18 protein-coding genes and 1 pseudogene are annotated in these 23016 nt (G+C 66.9%); 6 read left to right on the forward strand and 13 right to left on the reverse strand.

Annotation, left to right across the window (positions count from 1 at the left end):
* Positions 1–8: 8 nt before the first annotated feature.
* From AL755_RS12335 to AL755_RS12360, 6 genes and pseudogenes are all read left to right on the forward strand, one after another.
* Positions 9–944 (forward strand): alpha/beta fold hydrolase, encoded by a 936-nt coding sequence (locus tag AL755_RS12335; protein WP_445290503.1) that lies wholly within the window; start codon positions 9–11, stop codon positions 942–944.
* Between the two features lie 53 nt (positions 945–997).
* Positions 998–2049, forward strand: a pseudogene (locus tag AL755_RS12340) (glycosyltransferase family 4 protein).
* 268 nt (positions 2050–2317) lie between these two features.
* Positions 2318–3772, forward strand: coding sequence for an HNH endonuclease signature motif containing protein (locus tag AL755_RS12345; protein ID WP_054011261.1), 1455 nt, complete (start codon positions 2318–2320; stop codon positions 3770–3772).
* 169 nt (positions 3773–3941) lie between these two features.
* Entirely contained in the window at positions 3942–5513 is a 1572-nt protein-coding gene (locus AL755_RS12350) for an APC family permease (RefSeq protein WP_082369232.1), read from the forward strand.
* Entirely contained in the window at positions 5510–6745 is a 1236-nt protein-coding gene (locus AL755_RS12355) for a saccharopine dehydrogenase family protein (protein WP_054011262.1), read from the forward strand. The genes AL755_RS12350 and AL755_RS12355 overlap by 4 nt, the downstream gene beginning before the upstream one ends.
* A 99-nt stretch (positions 6746–6844) precedes the next feature.
* Positions 6845–7624, forward strand: coding sequence for a type 1 glutamine amidotransferase domain-containing protein (locus AL755_RS12360; protein ID WP_054011263.1), 780 nt, complete (start codon positions 6845–6847; stop codon positions 7622–7624).
* Positions 7625–7659: 35 nt separating this feature from the next.
* On the opposite strand, the gene AL755_RS12365 is transcribed toward AL755_RS12360, so the two are convergent.
* The 13 genes from AL755_RS12365 to pyrR form a co-directional block, all read right to left on the reverse strand.
* The gene (locus AL755_RS12365; RefSeq protein ID WP_054011264.1) at positions 7660–9816 is read right to left on the reverse strand and encodes a primosomal protein N'; all 2157 of its coding nucleotides are present in this window, start codon (positions 9814–9816) and stop codon (positions 7660–7662) included.
* A gap of 185 nt (positions 9817–10001) precedes the next feature.
* Positions 10002–11186 carry a methionine adenosyltransferase gene (gene metK / locus AL755_RS12370; RefSeq protein ID WP_054011265.1) on the reverse strand — a complete coding sequence of 395 codons (1185 nt, stop codon included), beginning with the start codon at positions 11184–11186 and terminating at the stop codon, positions 10002–10004.
* A gap of 121 nt (positions 11187–11307) precedes the next feature.
* Positions 11308–12636, reverse strand: coding sequence for a bifunctional phosphopantothenoylcysteine decarboxylase/phosphopantothenate synthase (locus AL755_RS12375; RefSeq protein ID WP_054013038.1), 1329 nt, complete (start codon positions 12634–12636; stop codon positions 11308–11310).
* A 26-nt stretch (positions 12637–12662) separates the two neighbouring features.
* On the reverse strand, positions 12663–12920 hold the full coding sequence (gene rpoZ / locus AL755_RS12380; RefSeq protein ID WP_044575390.1) for a DNA-directed RNA polymerase subunit omega: 258 nt from the start codon (positions 12918–12920) through the stop codon (positions 12663–12665).
* Positions 12921–12953: 33 nt separating this feature from the next.
* Positions 12954–13559 carry a guanylate kinase gene (gene gmk / locus AL755_RS12385; protein ID WP_054013039.1) on the reverse strand — a complete coding sequence of 202 codons (606 nt, stop codon included), beginning with the start codon at positions 13557–13559 and terminating at the stop codon, positions 12954–12956.
* Between the two features lie 17 nt (positions 13560–13576).
* On the reverse strand, positions 13577–13897 hold the full coding sequence (mihF, locus tag AL755_RS12390; protein WP_192841673.1) for an integration host factor, actinobacterial type: 321 nt from the start codon (positions 13895–13897) through the stop codon (positions 13577–13579).
* Between the two features lie 147 nt (positions 13898–14044).
* Entirely contained in the window at positions 14045–14875 is an 831-nt protein-coding gene (pyrF, locus tag AL755_RS12395) for an orotidine-5'-phosphate decarboxylase (protein ID WP_237762679.1), read from the reverse strand.
* Complete coding sequence (gene carB, locus AL755_RS12400) at positions 14868–18212, reverse strand: carbamoyl-phosphate synthase large subunit (protein WP_054011268.1); 3345 nt, start codon at positions 18210–18212, stop codon at positions 14868–14870. The genes pyrF and carB overlap by 8 nt, the downstream gene beginning before the upstream one ends.
* On the reverse strand, positions 18212–19420 hold the full coding sequence (gene carA / locus AL755_RS12405; RefSeq protein ID WP_054011269.1) for a glutamine-hydrolyzing carbamoyl-phosphate synthase small subunit: 1209 nt from the start codon (positions 19418–19420) through the stop codon (positions 18212–18214). Before carA ends, carB begins: the two co-directional genes overlap by 1 nt.
* 29 nt (positions 19421–19449) lie before the next feature.
* A complete protein-coding gene (locus AL755_RS12410) occupies positions 19450–19962 on the reverse strand; it encodes a PH-like domain-containing protein (RefSeq protein WP_054011270.1) in 513 nt (170 codons plus the stop codon).
* Entirely contained in the window at positions 19962–21287 is a 1326-nt protein-coding gene (locus AL755_RS12415) for a dihydroorotase (RefSeq protein ID WP_054011271.1), read from the reverse strand. The genes AL755_RS12410 and AL755_RS12415 overlap by 1 nt, the downstream gene beginning before the upstream one ends.
* Positions 21284–22300 carry an aspartate carbamoyltransferase catalytic subunit gene (locus AL755_RS12420; protein ID WP_054011272.1) on the reverse strand — a complete coding sequence of 339 codons (1017 nt, stop codon included), beginning with the start codon at positions 22298–22300 and terminating at the stop codon, positions 21284–21286. Before AL755_RS12420 ends, AL755_RS12415 begins: the two co-directional genes overlap by 4 nt.
* Positions 22297–22869 (reverse strand): bifunctional pyr operon transcriptional regulator/uracil phosphoribosyltransferase PyrR, encoded by a 573-nt coding sequence (gene pyrR / locus AL755_RS12425; protein ID WP_054011273.1) that lies wholly within the window; start codon positions 22867–22869, stop codon positions 22297–22299. Before pyrR ends, AL755_RS12420 begins: the two co-directional genes overlap by 4 nt.
* Between the last annotated feature and the right edge of the window lie 147 nt (positions 22870–23016).

Genomic DNA, 23016 nt, shown 5'->3' on the forward strand with positions numbered 1-23016 from the left:
GCGGACCGGTGGATGAGAAAGTGAAGGAAAACACCGCACCCGTGCGCAAGCCCGTCACCGTGGACCTGGCCGGACGCGTCAACGAGCACACGGTGGACGTAGCCGGCACGGCCGTCCACTACTGGGACTACGCCCCGCGGGACTGGACGCCGGAAAGCCGCACCATCGTCATGGTGCACGGCTTCCGCGGCGACCACCACGGGCTGGAACGGGTCGTGGAGCTGCTGCCCGAACACCGGGTCATCATGCCCGACCTGCCGGGGTTCGGCCGCTCCCCCGCCTTTGCCGGCACGGCACACAGCATTGACGGGTACGGGCAGTTCCTTGCCGGTTTCCTGGACACGCTGGCGCTGGGTGCCGGCACCGTCTTGCTGGGCCATTCCTTCGGCTCCATCGTGGCCAGCCACTTCGCCGCATCCCACCCGGGCCGGGTGTATCCGCTGGTCCTGGTCAACCCGATCGCGGCACCGGCCCTCGAGGGCCCCAAGGGCGTCATGACCAAGCTTGCGGTGTTCTACTACTGGGCTTCGGCCAAGCTTCCGGCTGCGCTGGGCAACGCCCTGCTGCGCAGCAAGCTCATTGTGCGGGTCATGAGCGTGACCATGGCCAAAACCAAGGATCCGGATTTGCTGGCGTTCATTCACGGCCAACATCACGCGTACTTCAGCGGTTTCGCCAACCGGGACATGCTGCTGGAATCCTTCCAGGCATCGGTTGGCGGCACGGTCCGCGAGGTGGCCGGGCAACTGGCCCTCCCCACCCTGCTCATTGCCGGCGCTCAGGACGAGATCGCCACGCTGCCCACGCAACACGTCCTGAAGGATCTGCTGCCCCAGGGCGAACTAGTGGTCATCCCCGACGTGGGCCACCTCATCCACTACGAAACACCGGCCCCGGCGGCAGCGGCCATCATCGACTTCCTCGAAAGGCACCCCGCCCCGTGAGCCACGGCAACACCCCCACACCACTCCCCCGCCCCGACCGGCCCAAAATCGTCATGGACGCCCGCTTCACCCGGCTGGACCACCACGACGGGATCAGCCGCTACGGCGCGTCCCTCATGGCCGCCGTCGCACCCCATGCCGACGTGACCATGCTGATCCACGACGAACGGCAGCTGGCGCTACTGCCCGAGCTGCCCTGGGTCAAGATCAACTCGCCGCTGTCCCCGCTGGAACTGCTGGTCTCCCGGCACGTGAACAAGCTCGACGCCGACCTGGTGTTCTGTCCCATGCAAACCATGGGCAGCTGGGGCAGGAAGTACCCGCTGGTGCTGACCCTGCACGACCTCATCTATTACGAGCACCCGGCCCCTCCCGGTTTCCTGCCGGCGCCCGTGCGGGTGCTGTGGCGCCTGTACCACAAGGCGTACTGGCCCCAGCGGGTGCTGCTGAACCGGGCCGACGTGGTTGCGACCATTAGCAACACGACCCTGGGCCTGATGCGCCGGCACCGCTTGACGAAGCGGCCCGTCAAGATCGTGGGCAACGCACCCCAGGGCAACCGTGTGCCGCGCGATCCCGCCGTCGTGCCGGAAAAGTCATTGACGTATATGGGCTCCTTCATGCCGTACAAAATGTCGAGACGCTCATTGCCGGCATGGCGGAACTGCCCGGCTTCACCCTGAACCTGCTCAGCCGCATCACGCCGGAGCGGCGGGCCGAACTGGAGGCACAGGTTCCGGCCGGCGCCGCCGTGGTCTTCCACAATGGGGTCACCGACGCCGAATACGACGAACTCCTCCTGCGCACCACGGCACTTGTCACACTTTCCAAGGCCGAAGGCTACGGCCTGCCGCTCGTGGAGGCCATGGCATTGGGCACCCCCGTGGTGGTGGCCGACACCGAGATCTTCCGTGAGGTGGGAGGGGACGCGGCACACTATGTGCCGGCCGACTCCCCCACGGCCTTCGCCGCGGCCGTGCTCGCCCTGGACTCGCAGCCTGCGTGGGCCGCGAGTTCGACGGCGTCCGTGGCGCAGGCGGCCACGTTCAGCTGGGAGGCCTCCGCACGGGAACTGCTGGAGATCGCCGGGGAGCTTCGCCGCTAGGCATTCCATGCGCGATTGATTCCTCCACAGGCACACCCGTTCTAGAACTTATCCATATATTTGTTTTAACCGTTTACCAGTTCCCCTTCGGGTTCTAAAATAGTCATATGGAGAAAGTCCAGCACGCGGTGAACCCCGGCAGCGAAGGCAAGCAGCCTTCCGCGGGATCGTGGTCGCCGGCACCTGGAATCGTCGCCTCCTACCCGGTTGCTCAGCCGCCGGCTCCCCCTCCCGCGGGGTTGTCTCGGGAGGTTGATCTTCCAACCCATTGGCGCCGGAGCGCCGGCCGCCCATCTCATCCGCAGACCTGGGCATTGACTCGCCCGAAGCGCTGGCCGAGGCCGAATACCTGTGCGCGGTCTCGACGCTGCGCAGCCTTGCCCTTATCGAATCCGGGCTCGCGGCGCTCAAGGCGAGGACGGTCGAACGACTCGATGCCGCGTCCACCCGGCTCGGCGTCGTGGCCGGGCTTGACCCATGGCAGCGGGAGATCCTGGCAATCTCCACAACGGCCGAACTCTGCGCCGCGCTGACGCTCCCCCAACGATCGGGAGGGGAACTAAAAAGGCAAAGCATCGCCCTGGTCAGGGCCCACCCGGACACCTTGGACGCACTGTCCGCCGGCTCCATCTCATGGCGCAACGCCACAGTGGTCCTGGATCACCTCGAAACCCTCGAGGGAATCAAAGGCCCGTCCGGGGAACAGGCAATCCCGGAAGAATCGCTGCGCGGCTTTGAGCACCAATTGCTGGAGCTGGCGCCCGGGACGACAACGGCAAAATTCCTCCTCCAGGCCAGGCGCCTCAGGGAACGGACCCACCCCGAAAGCCTGGCCGCCCGGCATGCGAAGGCCGCTGCCGACCGAAAACTGGTGCTGTTGCCGGACCGCGACGGCATGTCCTGGCTTTCGATGTTCCTGCCCGCGGACTCCGCACAGGGAATCTGGAACCAGGCAAGCCGCACGGCGCGCACCCTCCAAGGCCCCGGCGAACACCGGACGCTGACGCAGCTGCGCGTCGACGTGCTTTCGGAATGGCTGCTGGAAACCGGCAGCACGCAGGCAAGCGACAGCGGCCCGGGCGGGCAGCCACGCCCGCGGGCCCAGGTTTTGGTGACAGTGCCGCTGCTGACCTTGCTCGGCTGCTCCATCGAACCGGCCGAACTCGAGGGCTACGGGCCCATCCCGCCCCGCATGGCACGGGAGCTGGCCGGCGGGTGTCCCACGGTGTACCGGATCATGGTGGACCCCTGCACCAACGAGTATTTGTCGATGGACCCGAAACAATACCGCGTCACGGGAGCGGTCAGGGCCCTGCTGCACGCACGGGACGGCACCTGTTCCTTCCCGGGTTGCAACACGGTCACGGATGACACCGAACTGGACCATCTTCTTGCCTGGGAGGACGGCGGTGCGTCAGTTCCCGAAAACCTGTCGAGCGAATGTGGCGTCCACCATCGACTCAAGCACTTCAAGGACCGCAAGGCCCGCGACGGGAGAAGGGCCGTGTCCAAAACGCGGCAGGGCCCGGACTTGGCAAGGGGCCCGGAATCGAAGATCCTGGACGGATGGACACCGGAATTGAACGGGTCACCCGGCGAAAAGCCCGCATGGATCTCGCCCGCCGGATACTCCTGCCCGCCGTCGGCAAAGGCCTCAACTCCCCCGCTCATACCGGTTTCGATTGCGATCGGGGCCATCGAAGAACTGACGGAAGAATCTTGAAGCCACGGCAAAATGTTCGAGCGCCGGGCACTGATCAAGAAAATACTTGCGCCCATCCGCATGCAGCGGCATTATGTGCGATATGTAGTGAGACCGACCCCTTGACGCTGGGTGGGGAGGTTGGGCTTGTGGATCGCCGGATCTTCCGGCCCGACCGGCAGGAACGTGCATGTCCACCACACCAGATACTGGATCAAGGGAAGTCGACAGCAAGGGACTAAAAGGCGGGGCACTTGGCCTCGTCTCCTCCATTGTGGTGGGGGTGGCTTCCACGGCCCCCGCCTACAGCCTCGCCGCCAGCTTGGGGTTCATCGTCGTCGGCGGCAGCCTGGTGGCCGGGGTCAAGGCCCCGGGCATCGTCCTGCTGGCCTTCATTCCGATGTACCTCATCGCCGTCGCGTACCAGGAGTTGAACAAGGCCGAGCCCGACTGCGGCACCACCTTCACGTGGGCATCCCGCGCCTTTGGCCCCGTGACGGGCTGGATGGGCGGGTGGGGCATCATCATTGCCGACGTGATCGTGATGTCCAACTTGGCGCAGATTGCGGGGTCTTACTCGTTTACGTTCGTGGGCGGCTTCGGGTTGCCCGGCGTCGCTGCGCTTTCGTCAAACACGGTGGCCACAACCATCGCCGGCCTCTTGTGGATTGCCCTCATGACCTGGATTTGCTACCGGGGCATTGAGATCTCGGCCCGTGTGCAATACGTACTGCTGTCCTTCGAAGTGGTGATCCTGGTCTTCTTCGCCGTGTTTGCCCTGGCCCGCGTCTATTCTGGCACGGCAGAACCCTACTCCCTGGTGCCGCAATGGGACTGGTTCAACCCCTTCACCCTCGACTTTGGCCAGACGATCGCCCCGGCCATGCTGACGGCCATCTTCATCTACTGGGGATGGGACAGCGCGGTGTCCGTCAACGAAGAGACGAAGGACCCCGGCAAGACCCCCGGGCGGGCGGCCGTGATCAGCACCTTCCTGCTGCTGGCGACCTACGCAGTGGTGACGGTGGCAGCGGTCGCCTTTGCCGGCGTCGGCGACAAGGGGATTGGGCTGGCGAACCCGGACAACTCCGGCGACGTGTTCTCCGCGATCGGGCCCACCCTGTTTGGTGGGGGCGTACTCGGCTCGATCCTCATGACGCTGCTGGGCTTCTCCATCCTGACCTCGGCGTCCGCATCGACGCAGACGACCATCCTGCCGACGGCGCGGACGTCGCTGTCGATGGCCGTCTACAAGGCGCTCCCGGAACAGTTCGCCAGGATGCATCCGAAGTACCTGACGCCCACCTGGTCCACGATCGGCATGGGTGTTGTCTCCGCGGTCTTCTACCTGATCTTCACGTTCATCAGCCCGTCCCTGCTGCTGGCATTGATCGGTTCCATCGGCCTGATGATCGCCTTCTACTATGGGCTGACGGGGTTTACCTGCACCTGGTACTACCGCCGTACCCTGACAAAATCGTTCCGAAACTTCGTCATGCGCGGCGTGTTCCCGATGGCCGGCGGGTTGATGCTGGCATTCGTGTTCGTATACGGCCTGTACAACTTCGCCCAGCCGGACTGGCTGCTGGACGCCAACGGCAACAACGTGACGATCTTCGGTATTGGCGCCGAGGCCGTGGTGGGGGTAGGCGGCCTGCTGCTGGGCGTCATCCTGATGCTCATCTGGCGGCTCCGGCGGCCACACTTCTTCCGTGGTGAGACACTCCCCCGCCGCACCCACGCCGAGGAGGAGGTGGCATGAGGGTCCTGTGCGTCGGGGCCGGCGGCGTGGGCGGGGCTGCGGCAAAGATCGCCGCAAGAAGGAACTTCTTTGATGCGTGGATTGTGGCCGACTACGCTCTCGCCCGTGCGGAAGCCGTGGTGGAAGCCGTCCCGGCCGCCCAGCGACACCGCTTCAGTGCGCTGGCACTTGACGCCTCCAACTCCGACGCCGTGGCTGCCGCGATCACCGAACACGGCATCACGCACGTTTTCAACGCCGTGGATCCACGGTTTGTCATGCCGATCTTCACCGCCGCCGGCACTGCCGGGGCCACCTATCTCGACATGGCCATGTCACTCTCCACCCCGCACCCCGAGCAGCCGTACGAGCTGACCGGCGTAAAACTTGGCGACCTGCAATTTGACCTAGCCGGGGAATGGGAGGCCGCCGGCCGGCTGGCCCTGGTGGGGATCGGCGTCGAACCGGGTCTTTCCGACGTGTTCGCCGCTTACGCGCAGAAGCACTTGTTCTCCGATATCGACGAGCTCGGCGTCCGTGACGGCGCCAACCTGGTGGTGGCCGGGTACGATTTCGCGCCCTCCTTCTCCATCTGGACAACCATTGAGGAGTGCCTTAACCCGCCGGTCATCTACACGGCGGACGCGGGCTGGACGACGACCGAACCGTTCAGCGATCCCGAAGTCTTTGACTTTCCCGACGGGATCGGACCCGTGGAGTGCGTCAACGTGGAGCATGAGGAGGTGCTGCTCATGCCGCGCTGGGTTCAAGCCAAAACGGTGACGTTCAAGTACGGCCTCGGCAACGAATTCATCGAGGTGCTGCGCGTGCTGCACAAGCTTGGGCTGGACTCCACGACGCCGGTCAACGTCAAGGGTGTCCACGTGAGCCCGCGTGACGTGGTGGCGGCATGTTTGCCTGATCCGGCCGGCCTGGGCCCGAAGATCACCGGCAAGACCTGTGCCGGGCTGCTCGTGACCGGGACCGGCAAGGACGGCCGTCCGCGCCGGACGTATCTGTACCATGTGGTGGACAACGCCTGGTCGATGGAAAACTACGACAGCCAGTGCGTGGTGTGGCAGACCGCCGTCAACCCCGTGGTCGCCCTGGAACTTTTGGCCGCCGGAACCTGGACCGGTGCGGGAGTCTTGGGGCCGGAGGCGTTCGACGCCGATCCGTTCCTTGAGCTGCTCGCCGCCCCCGAGCCTGCCGGCTACGGCTCACCGTGGCATGTCCGCGAGGAAACGCTCTAGAGAACGTCCGCCCGTCGGGACACGCCTGGCGAATCCGCCCCGGACTGGCAGCTTGCCGCCCACGCGCCTAGGGTGGGAACTGGACGGAAGGAGCACTTCATGAAGAAAATCCTCATGGTACTGACCAGCGTTTCCGAGATTGCCGATACGGGAGAGAAGACCGGCTACAACGTCGCCGAGGCAGCACATCCCTGGAAAGTCTTCAAGGATTCCGGGCATTTCGTCGACTTCGCCTCCATCAAGGGCGGCCAACCACCGCGCGACGAGGTGGACACGCACGACCCCATCCAGCTCGCCTTCACGAATGACGAGGCCACGCGCGCCGGCCTCTACAACACGGCCCGCGTCGACGTGGTCGATCCCGGGCAGTACGACGCCATCTACCTCGTGGGCGGCCACGGCACCATGTGGGACTTCCCGGAAAGTGAAGGCCTGCAGAAAATTGTTGCCAGCGTCTACAACTCCGGCGGCCTGGTGGGCGCGGTCTGCCACGGACCGGCCGGCCTGCTGAACGTCAAACAAAAGAACGGACTCAACCTGGTCCAGGGCCGGAGGGTGGCCGCCTTCACCAACGCCGAGGAGGTTGCCGCGGGAAAGGACAAGGTCATCCCGTTCTTCCTGGCCGACCGGCTTGCGGAGCTTGGGGCCATTGTCGTCTCCGCGGGCGACTTTGAGGAGATGGTGGTGGTGGACGAGCGGCTGGTGACGGGCCAGAACCCGGCCTCGGCCGCCGGCGTCGCGAAGGAGATGGAGAAGCTCTTCGCCGAGGTCATCCACCATGAAAAGGCAGAGGAACAACACGACGCGGAGGTCCTGCGCGCGGAGAAGGACGCCGAGAAGAGCGCCAAGAAGAAGGCTGCGGCAGAGGCGGAGCACTAAGACCGCGTATCAACACAGCACCGCGCGGAACGGTCCTAGATGACGTCGACCCCGTCGCAGCGAACCTGCACGGGGGATCCCACCCGGCGCGCCGCATTGGCCGCCTTCAATGACCGCATGGCCGCGGTGACGGTGCCGGCGATTGCGTAGGGAAAGAACAGCAGGGTGCGGTAGGGCGGTGCGTCGTCGGGGTCCGGCCCGCCCTGCCGCGTACCGGCCAGCGGTGCCGGTCCAATGACCCGCACCGCCTCCGGAAGGTCCAGGGCCGCGGCAAACGCGGCAACGTCGGCCTCGTCCCCGGTCAGGGACGCGATGCGCACTGCCGGCGGCAGCATCAGCTCGTGCCGCAGGGTGAACTCGCGTTCGGCATAGCCCGCCGGGTCCCAGCGGACAAGTGCAGCAACTTCCACCGACTCCTCCGCCGTAACCACCACGGTGCCGCCGTCCTTGGCGGGGCGCACGAGGGCCGCGGCGTTCATCCAGCGTCTCAGGGTGTCCTCGCCCGAGCGCAGCGATTCGCGCCGCAGCAGGGAATCACCGTCAAGTAGCAGGGCCGCCGCGTATCCGTGCAGCGCCACAGGCTCCGCCCCGACGGTGGCCACCACGATCGCCGGACGGTCAGGCACCACGGCCTTGATGTGGTCCCCGGAGGAGGAGATCACGGGCACCGACGGGAACGCCCTGCCGAGCTCCTCCGCCGTGCGGGACGCACCCACGGTGATGGCCCGCAACGTCTGGTTGCCGCAAGTGGGGCAGCTGAAATGGGTCTCGGCTTCGCCGCACCAACGGCAGGTCACCAGGATCTGGGCGGAACCGTCGGCCCGGGATTGCATGAGCGGTCCGGTGCAGTTGGTGCACCGCGCCACCTCGCGGCAACGCTGGCAGGCCAGCGCCGGGGCGTATCCGGTGCGCGCCACCTGAACCAGAACGGGGCCGGCGGCAAGGGCGGACCTGGCGGTCTCCCAGGCCCGGTGCGGTAACCGTGCCAGCGCGGCCAGCGGGTCGCGTTCCTGCTCGAAGCTGTCGGCCGTGCTGATAACCCTGGCGGTCGCGGAGCGGGCCACTGTCCGCTGCGCCACGAGCGGCATGGCCCAACCGGTGGCCACCAGGCGTTGCGATTCACAGCTGCGGCTGTGCCCGGCCATGAGTACGGCGGCGCCCTCCGCCTCCGAGCGCAGCAGCAGCACGTCACGGCTGTGCTGGTAAGGGGCGCGGCGTTCAATGTGGAGTTCGTCGCCGTCGTCCCAGCAACACACCAGGCCCAGATCGGCCACCGGGGCGTAGGCCGCCGATCGGGTGCCGATCACGATGCGCACATCCCCGGAGAGCACGCGCAGGAAGTTGTCGTAGCGCAGCGTGGGGCCGTCGTCGGCCGTCAGCTTCACGTAACTGTCCGCGGGCAGCACCGCCTTGAACGCCTTGTCCACCAGGTCAAGGTCGCGCAGATCGGGCACCACCACGATCGCTCCCCGGCCGGAAAGTTGGCAGTAGGCCACGGCCTGGGCGATCTGGTGGTGCCAGGAGCCGGGCCCAAATCCGGTCAGGGCGGACAGCACGGCCTTCGGGGAGGCTCCCATGGCCAGTTCTGCCAGGAACTCCTCGGCGTGCGTGTACCCGGAAAAGAGGGAGGCCCCGGGATGGGCGGCGGGCGGCGGCTCGGCCGGGATGGGTCCGGAAACCTGCCCGCCGGCATTTCCAGCAGCTGTACCGGCAGCCATTGCGGCCTCGCATTCCGCGGCCACCTTCAGGTATCCCTTTTCAAGGCTGGCCACCCGGGGCGGGACAGCCACGCGCAACACGTCGGCCACCGTCCCGGCGCACCGTGCTGCCACGCGGCGCGCCAGCTCAATGACGTGCGGGGTCAGCACCGGCACGGCCGAATACACCCGCGCCAGCGGGATCAGCCGTTCACTGTCGGATTCACCAACCCGCTCGACCAGGAATCCGTTGAGGTCCTGGCCGGAGAACTTGACCCTGACCCGCACGCCCGGCTGCGCCACGGCGTCGAGTTCCTTCGGCACGGAGTAGTCGAAGATCCTGTCCAGGTGCGGCAGCGGGGAGTCGATGACCACCCGGGCCACGGGGAGTTCGCGGGCAAGTTCCACCCCGCTGTGAGGATCCGCCACGCGCTCACGTCCGACAAAACCGCCCAGAAGGCTCAACTGGACGCCGTGTTCCGGTGGTTGTTCCATGGCGTCCTCCCTTGCTGATTTGCGGCCGCGCCGATTCATGGCCTCGCCGATTCATGGCCGTGCTGATGTACGGCCGAATTTGGCCGGTGTTTGTGTCCTGAAACCAGCTAAGCACAGGCCACCGACGTTTGGTCGGCGGCCTGTGCTTAGCTGTGTATATCGAAAGCCTGTGGATTACGGAAGTGTCAGGCGTTGAAGAATGTCTTCAGCGCGTCCACCCGGTCCAGGTTTTCCCAGGTGAAGTCCGGATCGTCGCGGCCAAAGTGGCCGTGCGCGGCCGTCTTGGCGTAGATAGGGCGCTTCAGGTCAAGGTCGTTGATGATGGCCATGGGGCGCAGGTCGAAGATGTCCTTGATGGCGGCCTCGATGCGGCGCGGGTCAACGGTTTCGGTGCCAAACGTCTCCACGTAGGTGCCCACCGGGTTGGCCTTGCCGATCGCGTAGCCAACCTGCACCTCGGCGCGGCTGGCAAGCCCGGCGGCTACGACGTTCTTGGCCACCCAGCGCATGGCGTAGGCGGCGGAACGGTCGACCTTTGACGGGTCCTTGCCGGAGAACGCGCCGCCGCCGTGGCGGGCCATGCCTCCGTAGGTGTCGACGATGATCTTGCGGCCGGTCAGGCCGGCGTCGCCCACGGGCCCGCCCACCACGAACGGGCCGGCCGGGTTCAGGTACATCTTGATGGCGCTCAGGTCCAGGCCCGAGGTACCCAGGACGGGGGCGATCACGAACTCGGCCAGGTCGGCGCGCAGCTTCTCGAGCGAGGTGCCTTCGGCGTGCTGGCTGGAGATCACCACGGTGTCCACGGAGACGGGGGTGTCGCCGTCGTAGCCGATGGTCACCTGGGTCTTGCCGTCGGGGCGCAGGTAGGCGAGCTCGCCGGACTTGCGCACTGCCGTCAGGCGTTCGGAGAGCCGGTGTGCCAGGAAGATGGGGGTGGGCATGTACGACGCGGTCTCGTTGCTGGCGTAGCCGAACATCAAGCCCTGGTCGCCGGCACCCTGGGTGTCGTATTCATCCACCGCGGTGCCTTCACGGACCTCCAGGGCGTTGAACACGCCGTCGAAGATGTCCTGGGACTGCTGGCCGATCGAGACGGAGACGCCGCACCGTGCGCCGTCGAATCCGTTGGCGGAGGAGTCGTAGCCGATGTCGAGGATCGTGTTGCGCACGATCGCCGGGATTTCCACGTAGGCGTTGGTGGTGACCTCGCCGGCCACATGCACCAGCCCGGTGGTGGCCATGGTCTCCACGGCCACGCGGGAATTGGGGTCCTCGGCCAGGAGCGCGTCAAGGATGGCATCGCTGATTTGGTCGCAGATCTTGTCCGGGTGGCCTGCGGTCACGGATTCGGAGGTAAACAGGCGCATGGGGTTCGCTGAAGTCACGTTTCTACTTTACTGGGTTCGTTCCGCGGGACACGGTGGATAAGACATGGACGGCAACACTGATACTGCTTTGACCGCTTGGGACTAGCCGGACAACTACAGACTAGCCGGGGCCAAGGCGTTCGGCTACGAGTTCGACGACGGCGTCCGCCACCGTGCGCTTGCTGCCGGCGGCCTGCACAGGGGCAGCGCCGTCGAGGGAAAGGATGTGCACGCGGTTGGCGTCCTGGCCGAAGACCTTCTCGGCGCCGGACTCCCCCGGGCCGACCTCGTTGACGACCAGCAGGTCGCAACCCTTGCGGCGCAGTTTTTCCCGCGCATAGCCCAGGGCGTCGGATTCGGCGTCGCCGGTTTCGGCGGCAAAGCCGACAATCAGCTGCCGCTGGTTTTGGGCGGCACGGTGTGCCACGACCTCCACCAGGATGTCGGGGTTGCGGACAAGGTTGATGACGGGATCGGCGACGTTGTCGCGTTTTTTGATCTTCCCGGTCGACACATTTGAGGGGCGGAAGTCCGCCACGGCGGCGGCCATGATGACGACGTCGGCCGAGCCGGCGGCGGCCAGCGTGGCCGAGCGCAGTTCCAGGGCCGTCTCGACGGCCTGCAGGGTTGCCCCGGCGGGTGGCGCGACATCCATGTGGGCGTGGATAAAGGTCACGGTTGCGCCGGCGGCCAGGGCGGATTCGGCCAGGGCCACGCCCTGCTTGCCGGAAGACTTGTTGCCGAGGAAGCGAACCGGGTCAAGGGGTTCGCGGGTGCCGCCGGCCGTGATGACGACGTGCCTGCCGTAGAGCGCAGCCGCGCCATTTGCCACAGCGGCTGCCGTATCTGGCACGGGGGTGACCGCATCAGAGGTGGCTACATCGGTCGTGGCTGCATCGGTGGTGGCCGATTCCGCCACGAGGACTCCCGGCACAAGAGCTAGCGCGGCGGCGAAGATGGCTTCGGGTTCGGGGAGCCGGCCGGGGCCGGTGTCCGGGCCGGTCAGCCTGCCCACTGCGGGGTCCAGGACATGGATGCCGCGGGAGCGCAGGGTGGCCACATTGGCCTGAGTTGCCGCGTGCCGCCACATTTCGGTGTGCATGGCCGGGGCAAAGAGCACGGGGCCCCGGGCCATGAGCAGCGTGGTGGTCAGCAGATCGTTTGCCTGGCCGCCGGCGGCCTTGGCCAGGAGGTCGGCCGTGGCGGGGGCCACCACGATCAAATCGGCCTCGTGGCCGATTCGCACGTGGTTGACCTGGTCCACCGCGTCAAAGACGTCATTGGTGGCGGGACGCCCGCTCAGGGCCTCCCAGGTGGCGACGCCGACAAATTTCGTGGACGCCTCCGTGGGGATGACCGTAACCTTGTGGCCGGCCTCGGTGAAGAGGCGCAGCAACAAGGCGGACTTGTAGGCGGCGATGCCGCCGCCCACCCCCAGAACTATGTTCAGTACGGTCACCGTTGAGACAGATTCGCTTACGCGGTTTCGACCGGCGTGGAAACCAGCAGGCCCTCGTCGATTTCACGGAAGGCGATGGAAAGCGACTTTTCGTTCAGCTTGGTGTCGACGAGCGGGCCGACGTACTCGAACAAGCCCTCGTGGAGCTGTGCGTAGTAGGCGTTGATCTGACGGGCACGCTTGGCACCAAAGATGACCAATCCGTACTTCGAGTCCGCCGCTTCAAGCAGGGAGTCGATGGAAGGGTTGATGATGCCTTCGGGTTGTGTAGTCAATTACTTCTCCAAAATGTGTGAGGGTGACGCCGGTCAGTCAACGTGACTGGGCGTAAGACCCATCAAGGTGACAAGCTCGGCTGCGGCGCGGCTAACATCATCGTTGACGATGGTGTAGTCAAACTCCGGTTGGGCAGCAAGTTCCAGTTTAGCGGTTTCCAGCCGCCGGTGCTGTTCTTCGGCTGTTTCTGTGCCGCGTCCCACTAGCCGGCGGACGAGTTCGTCCCAGCTGGGCGGGGAAAGGAACACGAAATCGGCCTCCGGCATGGCCTCCTTGACCTGCCGGGCGCCCTGCAAATCGATCTCCAAGAGCACCGAGCGGCCGGCGGCCACGGCCGCCTCGACGGTGCTGCGCAGGGTGCCGTAGCGGTTCTGTCCGTGCACCACGGCCCACTCGAGCAGTTCCCCGCGCGCCACGAGCTCGTCGAACTCCTCCGGCGACTTGAAGAAGTAGTGCACGCCTTCCTCTTCGCCGGGCCTTGCCTTGCGGGTAGTGGCCGAGACCGACAGCCACACCTGGGGGTAGTTGTCGCGGATGAACGTCGACACGGTGCCCTTGCCAACGGCCGTGGGCCCGGCCAGCACCGTTACACCGGTGCGGGGTTTGGTCCTGAGGGTGTTCTCGCCCGGTACGTGCACGACGGCGTCGCGCCGGCTCACAGCTTCTGTCCCAGGTAGTCCACAAGTGTCCGGCGCTGGTGTACACCCAGGCCTCGCACGCGGCGGGTTGGGGCAATCCCCAGCTCGCTCATAATCACTGTTGCACGTACCTTTCCAATGCCCGGAAGGGCTTCCAATAAGTCTGTTACCTTCAGCCGGCCCAGGGCGGGGTTGACGGTTGCCGCGGCGATCACCGATGCGACCGACACTTCCCCGGATTTCAATTCGCGCTTGATGCCGCTCCTGATGGTGCGGGCTGCGGCGGCCTTCTTGAGAGCTTCCGCGCGTTCGGTTTGCGACAATGGCGGCAAATTCACGAAAAGACTCCTCATGGCCGTTGGCGGCACCCCAGTGCGAAAAATTCGGTTCGAACCTTTACGGCTCGGCTGTGTAGTCGAACTTATCCGCACTGGGGCGGGAAAATCAATCCGGCAGTGCCTGCGTCCCCTGCTTGTTGCTCAGGGCTAGAGGCCCAGCAGTGTGGCCTCGGTGGCGGCGCGCAATGCCTCCACGGAAGGTCCGGCGGCAAGGATTCCACGGCTGGAGGTGGCCAGGACTGCCGGGTAGGCGGCCCCAAACGTGGCCCGCATATCGGCACCCGTGGCACCCTGGGCGCCCAGGCCGGGCGCCAGGATGGGCCCGTGCACGGCAGCCAGGTCAATGCCAAGGTCCGTCAGGGCGGTCCCCACGGTTGCCCCCACCACGAGGCCCACGGAGCCAAGCGCGTCCCCGGCATAGCGGCGGTTCTCGACGCCGGCCGCGACGGCGATCTGCCGGGCCACCGAGTTGGCGCCGCCCACGTGCTGGACGGAAGCCCCCTCGGGGTTCGACGTCAGGGCGAGCACAAACACGCCCCTGCCGGCTTCCGCCGCCATGTCCAGGGCCGGACGCAGCGACTCGAAGCCCAGGTACGGGCTCAGCGTCACGGAGTCGGCGGCCAGCGCCGATCCGTCCCGCAGCCAGGCGTCCGCGTAGCCGGCCATGGTGGAGCCGATGTCCCCGCGCTTGGCGTCGGCAATCGTCAGCACCCCCGCCTGTGCGGCGGCCGCGAGGAATTCCTCGAGCACGGCCAGGCCGGCCGAGCCGTGGCGCTCATAGAGGGCGACCTGCGGCTTCACGGCGGCTGCCAGTGGAGCCACGGCCTCCAGCACGGTCATCGAGAACGTCCGCAGGCCCTCGACGGAGTCGTCCAGGCCCCAGGCCGCCAGCAGGGCCGGGTGCGGGTCGATGCCCACGCACAACGGCCCGCGGGCCGTCATGGCCGCGGCAAGCCGGGCCCCGAATGGGCTAGGCATCCTGTGCCGCCCGGGCATGCTGCTCCGCCTGGCTGTTCTGTGCGGCCTGACCCGCCAACAGAACCTTGGCGTGTTCCTGCAGGCTCGTGACGTCCCACTCGTAGGTGCGCAGCGCCTCCATGGCCTGGACGGCCACGTTGAACTCGGCCACCGTGGTGATGCAGGGCTTGCCGTTGGAGACGGCTGCGGCACGGATTTCGTAGCCGTCGCCGCGGGCCTGGCCGCCGGTGGGCGTGTTGAAGATCATGTCGATCTCGCCGTTGTTGATCAGGTCGACGATGGTGCCTTCGCCCTCCGCGGAGCTGCCTTCGGCGATCTTGCGGACCGTGGTGGAGGCGATGCCGTTGCGGCGCAGCACGTCGGCCGTGCCTCCCGTGGAGACGATCTCGTAGCCGAGGTCGGCGAGGCGCTTGACGGCCATGATGATGGAGCGCTTGTCGCGGTTGGCCACCGAGACGAAGACCTTGCCGGAGACGGGCAGGGCGCCGTTGGCGCCGGCCTGGCTCTTGGCAAACGCTGTGTCGAAGTGCTTGTCGATGCCCATGACCTCGCCGGTGGAGCGCATTTCCGGGCCCAGCAGGGAGTCCACGACGTGGCCCTCCGGGGTGCGGAAACGGCTGAACGGCATGACAGCCTCCTTCACGGCGACGGGCGCGTTGTCCGGCAGGGTTCCGCCGTCGCCCACCTCGGGGAGGATGTGGTGGACGCTGCGCAGGTGGGCGATCGAGACGCCCGTGCCGATCAGCGCCGCGGCCTTGGCCATCTGCACGCCCGTGGCCTTGGACACAAACGGCACGGTGCGCGAGGCACGCGGGTTGGCCTCGAGCACGTACAGGATGTCGGAGGCGAGGGCGAACTGGATGTTGATCAGGCCGCGCACGCCAACACCCTCGGCGATGGCGCGGGTGGCCGCGCGGACGCGGTCCTGCACGTCCTTGCCCAGCGTGATGGGGGGCAGCACGCAGGCGGAGTCGCCCGAGTGGATGCCGGCCTCCTCGATGTGCTCCATGATGCCGCCAAGGTACATGTCCTTGCCGTCGAAGAGCGCGTCGACGTCGATCTCGATGGCGTCCTCAAGGAACCTGTCGATCAGCACCGGGTGGGCCTCGGTGATCTCGGTCGCGTTCTTGATGTAGCGGGAGAGGTTGGCCTCGTCGTAGACGATTTCCATGCCGCGGCCACCCAGTACGTAGGACGGGCGCACCAGGACGGGGTAGCCGATCTCGTCGGCGATCTTCTTGGCGTCGTTGAAGGACACGGCGGTGCCGTTCTTCGGCGCGATCAGGCCGGCCTCGTCGAGGACACGGGAGAACATGCCGCGGTGCTCGGCCAGGTCGATGGCTTCCGGGGACGTGCCCAGGATGGGGACGCCGGCGTCGGCCAGTTCCTGTGCCAGCTTCAGCGGGGTCTGGCCGCCGAGCTGGACGAACACGCCCATGACGCCGCCGGTGCGCTCCTCGGCCGCGATGACCTCCAGCACGTCCTCGAGCGTCAGCGGCTCAAAGTACAGGCGGGTGGAGACGTCGTAGTCGGTGGAAACGGTTTCCGGGTTGCAGTTGACCATGACGGTCTCGTAGCCGGCCTTGCGCAGCGCCATGGAGGCGTGCACACAGGAGTAGTCGAACTCGATGCCCTGGCCGATGCGGTTCGGACCCGAGCCGAGGATGATCACGGACGGCTTGGCGTGCAGCGCAATCTCGTCCTCCTCGTCGTAGGAGGAGTAGTGGTACGGGGTGTAGGCGTTGAATTCCGCCGCACAAGTGTCCACCGTCTTGTAGACGGGGCGGATGCCCAGGGCCTGGCGCACGCCGCGCACCACGGCCTCGGAGTTGTTCGTCAGGGCGCCGATCTGGGCGTCGGAGAAGCCGTGGCGCTTGGCCAGCTTGAGCATTTCCGGCGTCAGCGCGGTGGCCTGGCGGATCGTGGCGGAGACTTCGTTGAGCAGCACCAGCTGGTCAAGGAACCAGGGATCGATGCCGGTGGCTGCGTACAGCTCCTCGACGGTGCCACCGCCCAGCAGGGCACGCTGGACCTGGGAGAGGCGTTCCGTGGTGGGCCGCTTGGCTGCCTCGATCAGTTCCGGCACGTCGAGCTCGTTGACGGAGCTGAAGTCCAGGCTCGCGCCCTTCTGCTCCAGGGACCGCAGCGCCTTCTGCAGGGCCTCGGTGAAGTTGCGGCCCATGGCCATGGCTTCGCCGACGCTCTTCATGGTGGTGGTCAGGGTGGGGTCCGCGGCCGGGAACTTCTCGAACGCGAAGCGCGGCACCTTGACGACCACGTAGTCCAGGGTCGGCTCGAAGGAGGCCGGCGTCTTCTGGGTGATGTCGTTCGGGATCTCGTCCAGCGTGTAGCCGAGCGAAAGCTTCGTGGCGATCTTGGCGATCGCGAAGCCCGTGGCCTTGGAGGCCAGGGCCGAGGAGCGGGAAACACGCGGGTTCATTTCGATGACGACCACGCGGCCGGTGTCCGGTTCAATCGCGAACTGGATGTTGCAACCACCGGTGTCGACGCCCACTTCGCGGATGACGGCGATGGAGATGTCGCGCAGGTTCTGGTACTCGCGGTCCGTCAGGGTCATGGCCGGGGCCACCGTGATGGAGTCGCCCGTGTGGACGCCCACCGGGTCGAAGTTTTCGATGGAGCACACAACAACGACGTTGTCGTTCTTGTCGCGCATCATCTCCAGCTCGTATTCCTTCCAGCCCAGGATGCTCTCCTCGAGCAGGACCTCGGTGGTGGGGCTGTACTGCAGGCCCTGGCCGACGATCCGTTCCAGGTCGGACGGGTTGTACGCCAGGCCGGAGCCCAAACCACCCATCGTGAAGGAGGGGCGGACCACCATGGGGTAGCCAAGGTCCTTGGCCGCCTCGAAGGCTTCGTCCATGGTGTGGATGATGTGGCTGCGGGCAGACTCGGCGCCACAGCGCTCAACGACGCCCTTGAACTTCTCGCGGTCCTCGCCGAGTTCGATCGCGGCGATGTTCGCGCCGATCAGCTCCACGTTGTACTTGGCCAGCACACCGTTCTTGTCCAGCGCGATGGCCGTGTTCAGGGCCGTCTGCCCGCCCAGAGTGGGCAGTACGGCGTCGGGGCGTTCCTTGGCGATGATCTTCTCGACCACCTCGGGGGTGATCGGCTCGACGTAGGTGGCGTCGGCGAACTCGGGGTCCGTCATGATCGTGGCCGGGTTCGAGTTGACGAGGATGACCCGCAGGCCCTCGTCCTTGAGCACGCGCAGCGCCTGGGTGCCCGAGTAGTCAAACTCGGCGGCCTGGCCGATCACAATGGGACCGGAGCCAATGACCAGAACGCTCTTCAGGTCTTCTCTCTTGGGCATTAGTTCTTTTCCTCAGTCTGGGTCGCGGCGGCGGTGCTGGCCATCAGGTCGATAAAACGGTCAAACAGGTACGCGGAGTCGTGCGGTCCCGCGGCGGCCTCCGGGTGGTACTGGACGGAGAAGGCGGGGATGTCCAGGCAGGCCAGGCCCTCCACGACGTCGTCGTTGAGGGAGACATGGCTGACCTCGACCCGGCCGAAGCGCTCCTCGGGAGCGGTCACGGGGCCGTCCTTGGGTGCGTCGACGGCGAAGCCGTGGTTCTGGCTGGTGATCTCCACCTTGCCGGTCTTGCGGTCCATGACGGGCTGGTTGATGCCGCGGTGGCCGTAGCGCAGCTTGTAGGTGCCAAAGCCCAGGGCGCGGCCCAGGATCTGGTTGCCGAAGCAGATGCCGAAGAACGGCGTGCCGGCGTCGAGCACCTGGCGCAGCAACTTCACCTGGGAGTCGGCGGTGGCGGGGTCGCCGGGGCCGTTGGAGAGGAACACGCCGTCGGGGTTGACGGCCGTAACGTCCTCGAAGCTGGAGGTGGCGGGCAGCACGTGAACGCGCACGCCGCGCTCGGCGAAGCGCTGCGGCGTCATGGCCTTGATGCCCAGGTCGATTGCGGCGATGCTGAACTTCGGCTCGCCTTCCCAGCCATGGTCGGCGGGTTCGACGACGTAGGCCTCGCTGACGCTGACCTCCTCGGCCAGGCGGGCGCCCTCCATGGGGGCGGCGGCCAGCACCTGGGCCAGCAGCTCGGCCTCGGGGGCGGTGGCGGCGGCACCGGAGAAGATGCCGGCGCGCATGGCGCCCCGCTCACGCAGGTGGCGGGTGATGGCACGGGTGTCGACACCCTGGATGCCGATGATGCCCTGGTTGATGAGTTCTTCGTCCAGGCTGCGCTCGGAGCGCCAGTTGGACGGGCGTCGGGCGGCGTCGCGCACCACATAGCCGGCGACCCAGATCTTCCGGGACTCGGCGTCGGCGTCGTTCACGCCGGTGTTGCCGATGTGCGGGGCGGTCTGGACCACCAGCTGGCGGGCGTAGGAGGGGTCCGTGATGGTTTCCTGGTAACCCGTCATGCCGGTTGCGAAGACCGCCTCGCCCAAGGTGCTGCCCTGGGCGCCGTAGCTGCGGCCGCGGAAGATCCGGCCGTCTTCGAGGACCAGCAGGGCCGCGGTCTCCACGGCGGGTTCGGCCTGTGCAGCCATAGTTGCTTCACTCATTCGTTTTGTTCTTTCTTTTCATGTCTGCGTCAGGAAAGTTCATCGGTGCCGCCGTTGGGCAGCAGTTTTTTCAGGGCATCGACCAGCGGGCGTTTTGCAACAGCTTCGGTGGTTCTAAACCCGGTGTCAACAGCCGTGCTGCCCAGCGTCCAGCTCAGGACCACCAGGCCGTCCTTTTCCACGAATTTTCCGGCCATGCCGGCCTGCGTGGTGACCTCGGTCAGGGCCTCGGTGGAAATGAAGAGGTCTGCGGCGCCGGAGCGGCTCAGCAGCACGCCTTCAGGGTGGATGCTCAGCTCGGCCGGGGTGCGCACGCCCAGGCCGTGCACGGCGATCCGTGCCAGCCAGTCCCCGGTGGCCGTGGTGACCACGTATTGGCCGGGGACGCTCAGCGAGGCCGGGCCCAGTTCGCCGGGCAGCTCGGGCAGCGGCGCCACCGCGGCCTGGCTCTTGAGCTTGTTCCGCCAGCCCCAGCCGATCAGGGCGAAGACGACGACGACGAGCGCGATCGCCAGGATGGTCGGTACTGTGCGGTCCCCCACTAGTTGGCCCCGTCCCGGTACGGCGTGTTCAGCGCGCCGTCGAGCACCGTGGGATGGCCCCGGAAGAACGTGGCGACGACCTTGCCGGGCAGCTCCATGCCGGAGAACGGCGAGTTGCGGCCCTTCGTGGCCATCGCGGCCGGATCCACGTTCCAGCGGGCGGCCGGGTCGACGAGGACGATGTTGGCCGGCTCGCCGGCTTCCAGCGGGCGTCCCTGGTCCGCGAGGCGGCCAATCGCGGCCGGGGCGGTGGAGGTGACGCGGGCGAAGTCCGCCCAGCCCATGAGCCCGGTCTCGATCATGGTCTCCTGCACCACCGACAGGGCGGTTTCCAGCCCGGTCATGCCCATGGCCGCGGACGCCCATTCGCATTCCTTGGCTTCGCTGGGGTGCGGGGCGTGGTCGGTGCCCACGATGTCGATCGTGCCGTCGGCCAGTGCGGCGCGGAGGGCGTGGACGTCCTCGTCGGCGCGCAGCGGCGGGTTGACCTTGTAGACGGGGTTGTAGCTGCGCACGAGTTCCTCGGTCAGCAGCAGGTGGTGCGGGGTGACCTCGGCGGTGACGTTGATGCCGCGTTCCTTGGCCCAGCGGATGATTTCCACGGAGCCTGCCGTGGAAACGTGGCAGACGTGCAGGCGGGAACCCACATGCTGGGCCAGCAGGACGTCGCGGGCAATGATGGATTCCTCGGCGACGGCGGGCCAGCCGGCCAGGCCCAGCACTGCCGACACCTTGCCCTCGTTCATCTGGGCGCCCTCGGTCAGGCGTGGTTCCTGCGCGTGTTGGGCGATCACGCCGTCGAAGGCCTTGACGTATTCCAGGGCCCGGCGCATCATGACCGGATCGCTGACGCAGATGCCGTCGTCGGAGAACACCCGGACGCGGGCGCGGGAATCGGCCATGGCGCCCAGCTCGGCCAGTTGCGTGCCGGCCAGGCCCACGGTGACGGCGCCGACGGGACGCACGTCCACCCAGCCGGATTCGCGCCCCAGCGAGTACACCTGCTCCACGACGCCGGCGGTGTCGGCCACGGGTGAGCTGTTGGCCATGGCGTGGACGGCAGTGAAGCCGCCCAGCGCCGCGGCGCGGGTGCCGGTTTCGACGGTCTCGGCGTCTTCGCGGCCGGGTTCGCGCAGGTGCGTGTGGAGGTCCACCATGCCGGGCAGCGCCACCAGGCCGGCGGCCTCGATGACGGTGGCGCCGGCAACGACGTCGGCGGGCAGGTCTTCGCCCACGGCCGTGATAACGCCGTCGGTGATCAGCAGGTCGGCCGTCGTGGCGCCCAGGATGGACGCCTGGCGGATCAGGTAGCTTGCGTTGGTCATCGGTGGTCCTTTGCGGCTTGCGGGGTGGAAAGACTGGTGGCGGCGGGTTCGCGCAGCTCGCCGGAGAGCAGCAAGTACAGGGCCGCCATGCGTACCGAAACACCGTTGCGGACCTGGGCCAGCACGGTGGAGCGGGGTGAATCCGCGGCGGCAGAGGAGATTTCCAGGCCGCGGTTCATGGGGCCGGGGTGCATGATGATGGTGTCCTCGAGCTTGAGGGCGTCGAGCCTGGCCAGCCGGGCGTCGTCGAAGCCCCAGCGGCGGGCGTACTCCCGGGCGGAGGGGAAGAACGACGCCTTCATCCGTTCCGCCTGGACCCGCAGCATCATGACGGCGTCGACGCCGGCGTCGAGGGTGGCGTCGAGGTCGTAGCTGACCTCGCACGGCCAGTGCTCGACGCCGACCGGCAGCAGGGTGGGCGGGGCAACGAGCGTGACGTGGGCGCCCAAGGTGCGCAGCAGCCACACATTGGAGCGGGCCACCCGGGAGTGCAGTACGTCGCCGGCGATGACCACGCGCATGCCGGCGAGGTCGCCGCCCACAGACGGGGTGCCGGCCAGCTTGGACCAGTGGGCGCGCATCGTGAAGGCGTCCAGGAGTGCCTGGGTGGGGTGGGCGTGGGTGCCGTCGCCGGCGTTGATCACGGCCGCGTCGATCCAGCCCGAGGTGGCCAGGCGGGCCGGGGCGCCGGAGGCCCAGTGGCGGATCACGACGGCGTCGGCGCTCATGGCTTCGAGCGTTTGGGCCGTGTCCTTCAGGGACTCGCCCTTGGAGACGGAGGAGCCCTTGGCGCTGAAGTTGATGACGTCGGCGGAGAGGCGCTTCGCGGCGGCCTCGAAGGAGATCCGCGTGCGGGTGGAGTCCTCGAAGAACAGGTTCACCACCGTGCGTCCGCGCAGCGCCGGAAGTTTCTTCACTTCCCGCTCCCCCACGGCCGACATTTCCTGGGCCGTGTCCAGGATGGCGATGGCGTTTTCGCGGGACAGGCCCTCCGTGTCAAGCAGGTGCCTCATGCGCCGGCCTCAATGACCACTTCGTCGGCGCCGCCGTCGGTCTCGACCAGGTGCACCCGCACCTTTTCGCTCGAGGAGGTGGGCAGGTTCTTGCCCACATGGTCCGCGCGGATGGGCAGTTCGCGGTGTCCGCGGTCCACCAGGACGGCCAGACGCACGGCCTGCGGCCGGCCCAGATCCACGAGCGCGTCCAGGGCGGCACGGATGGTCCGGCCGGAGTACAGCACGTCATCGACGAGCACGATGACCTTGTTGTCTATGCCGGAGACGGGAAGCTGGGTGGGTTGCGGTGCCCTCGTGGGCTGGTGGGCGAGGTCGTCACGGAACATGGTGACGTCAAGCTGGCCCACGATGGCGGCGTCGTCGATGCTGGGATCGGTGGCGGCCAGTTTCGCGGCGAGCCGCTGTGCCAGCGGAAAGCCGCGGCGAGGAATGCCTAGGAGCAACAGGTCTTGGGAGCCTTTGTTGGCCTCAAGGATTTCATAGGCGATACGAGTGAGTGCACGGTCAATGTCTGCCGCGGTCAGGACGACCCGCGACGCGTTGGCCTGAGCTGTTGAGCTGCTCATTTCTCGCGTCCCCTTTCCCCGCCTCACAGGACGGAATTAAAAGGATGATTGCACCACCAAAACTATCACAGCGGGGCACCCCATCCCGGCTCCCTAGTCCCCGCACCCGCTTCGCACGCGCGCCCCCTTGGTGCGCGCACCCCATGG

Source organism: Arthrobacter sp. ERGS1:01 (assembly GCF_001281315.1).
In the GTDB taxonomy this organism is placed as follows: domain Bacteria; phylum Actinomycetota; class Actinomycetes; order Actinomycetales; family Micrococcaceae; genus Specibacter.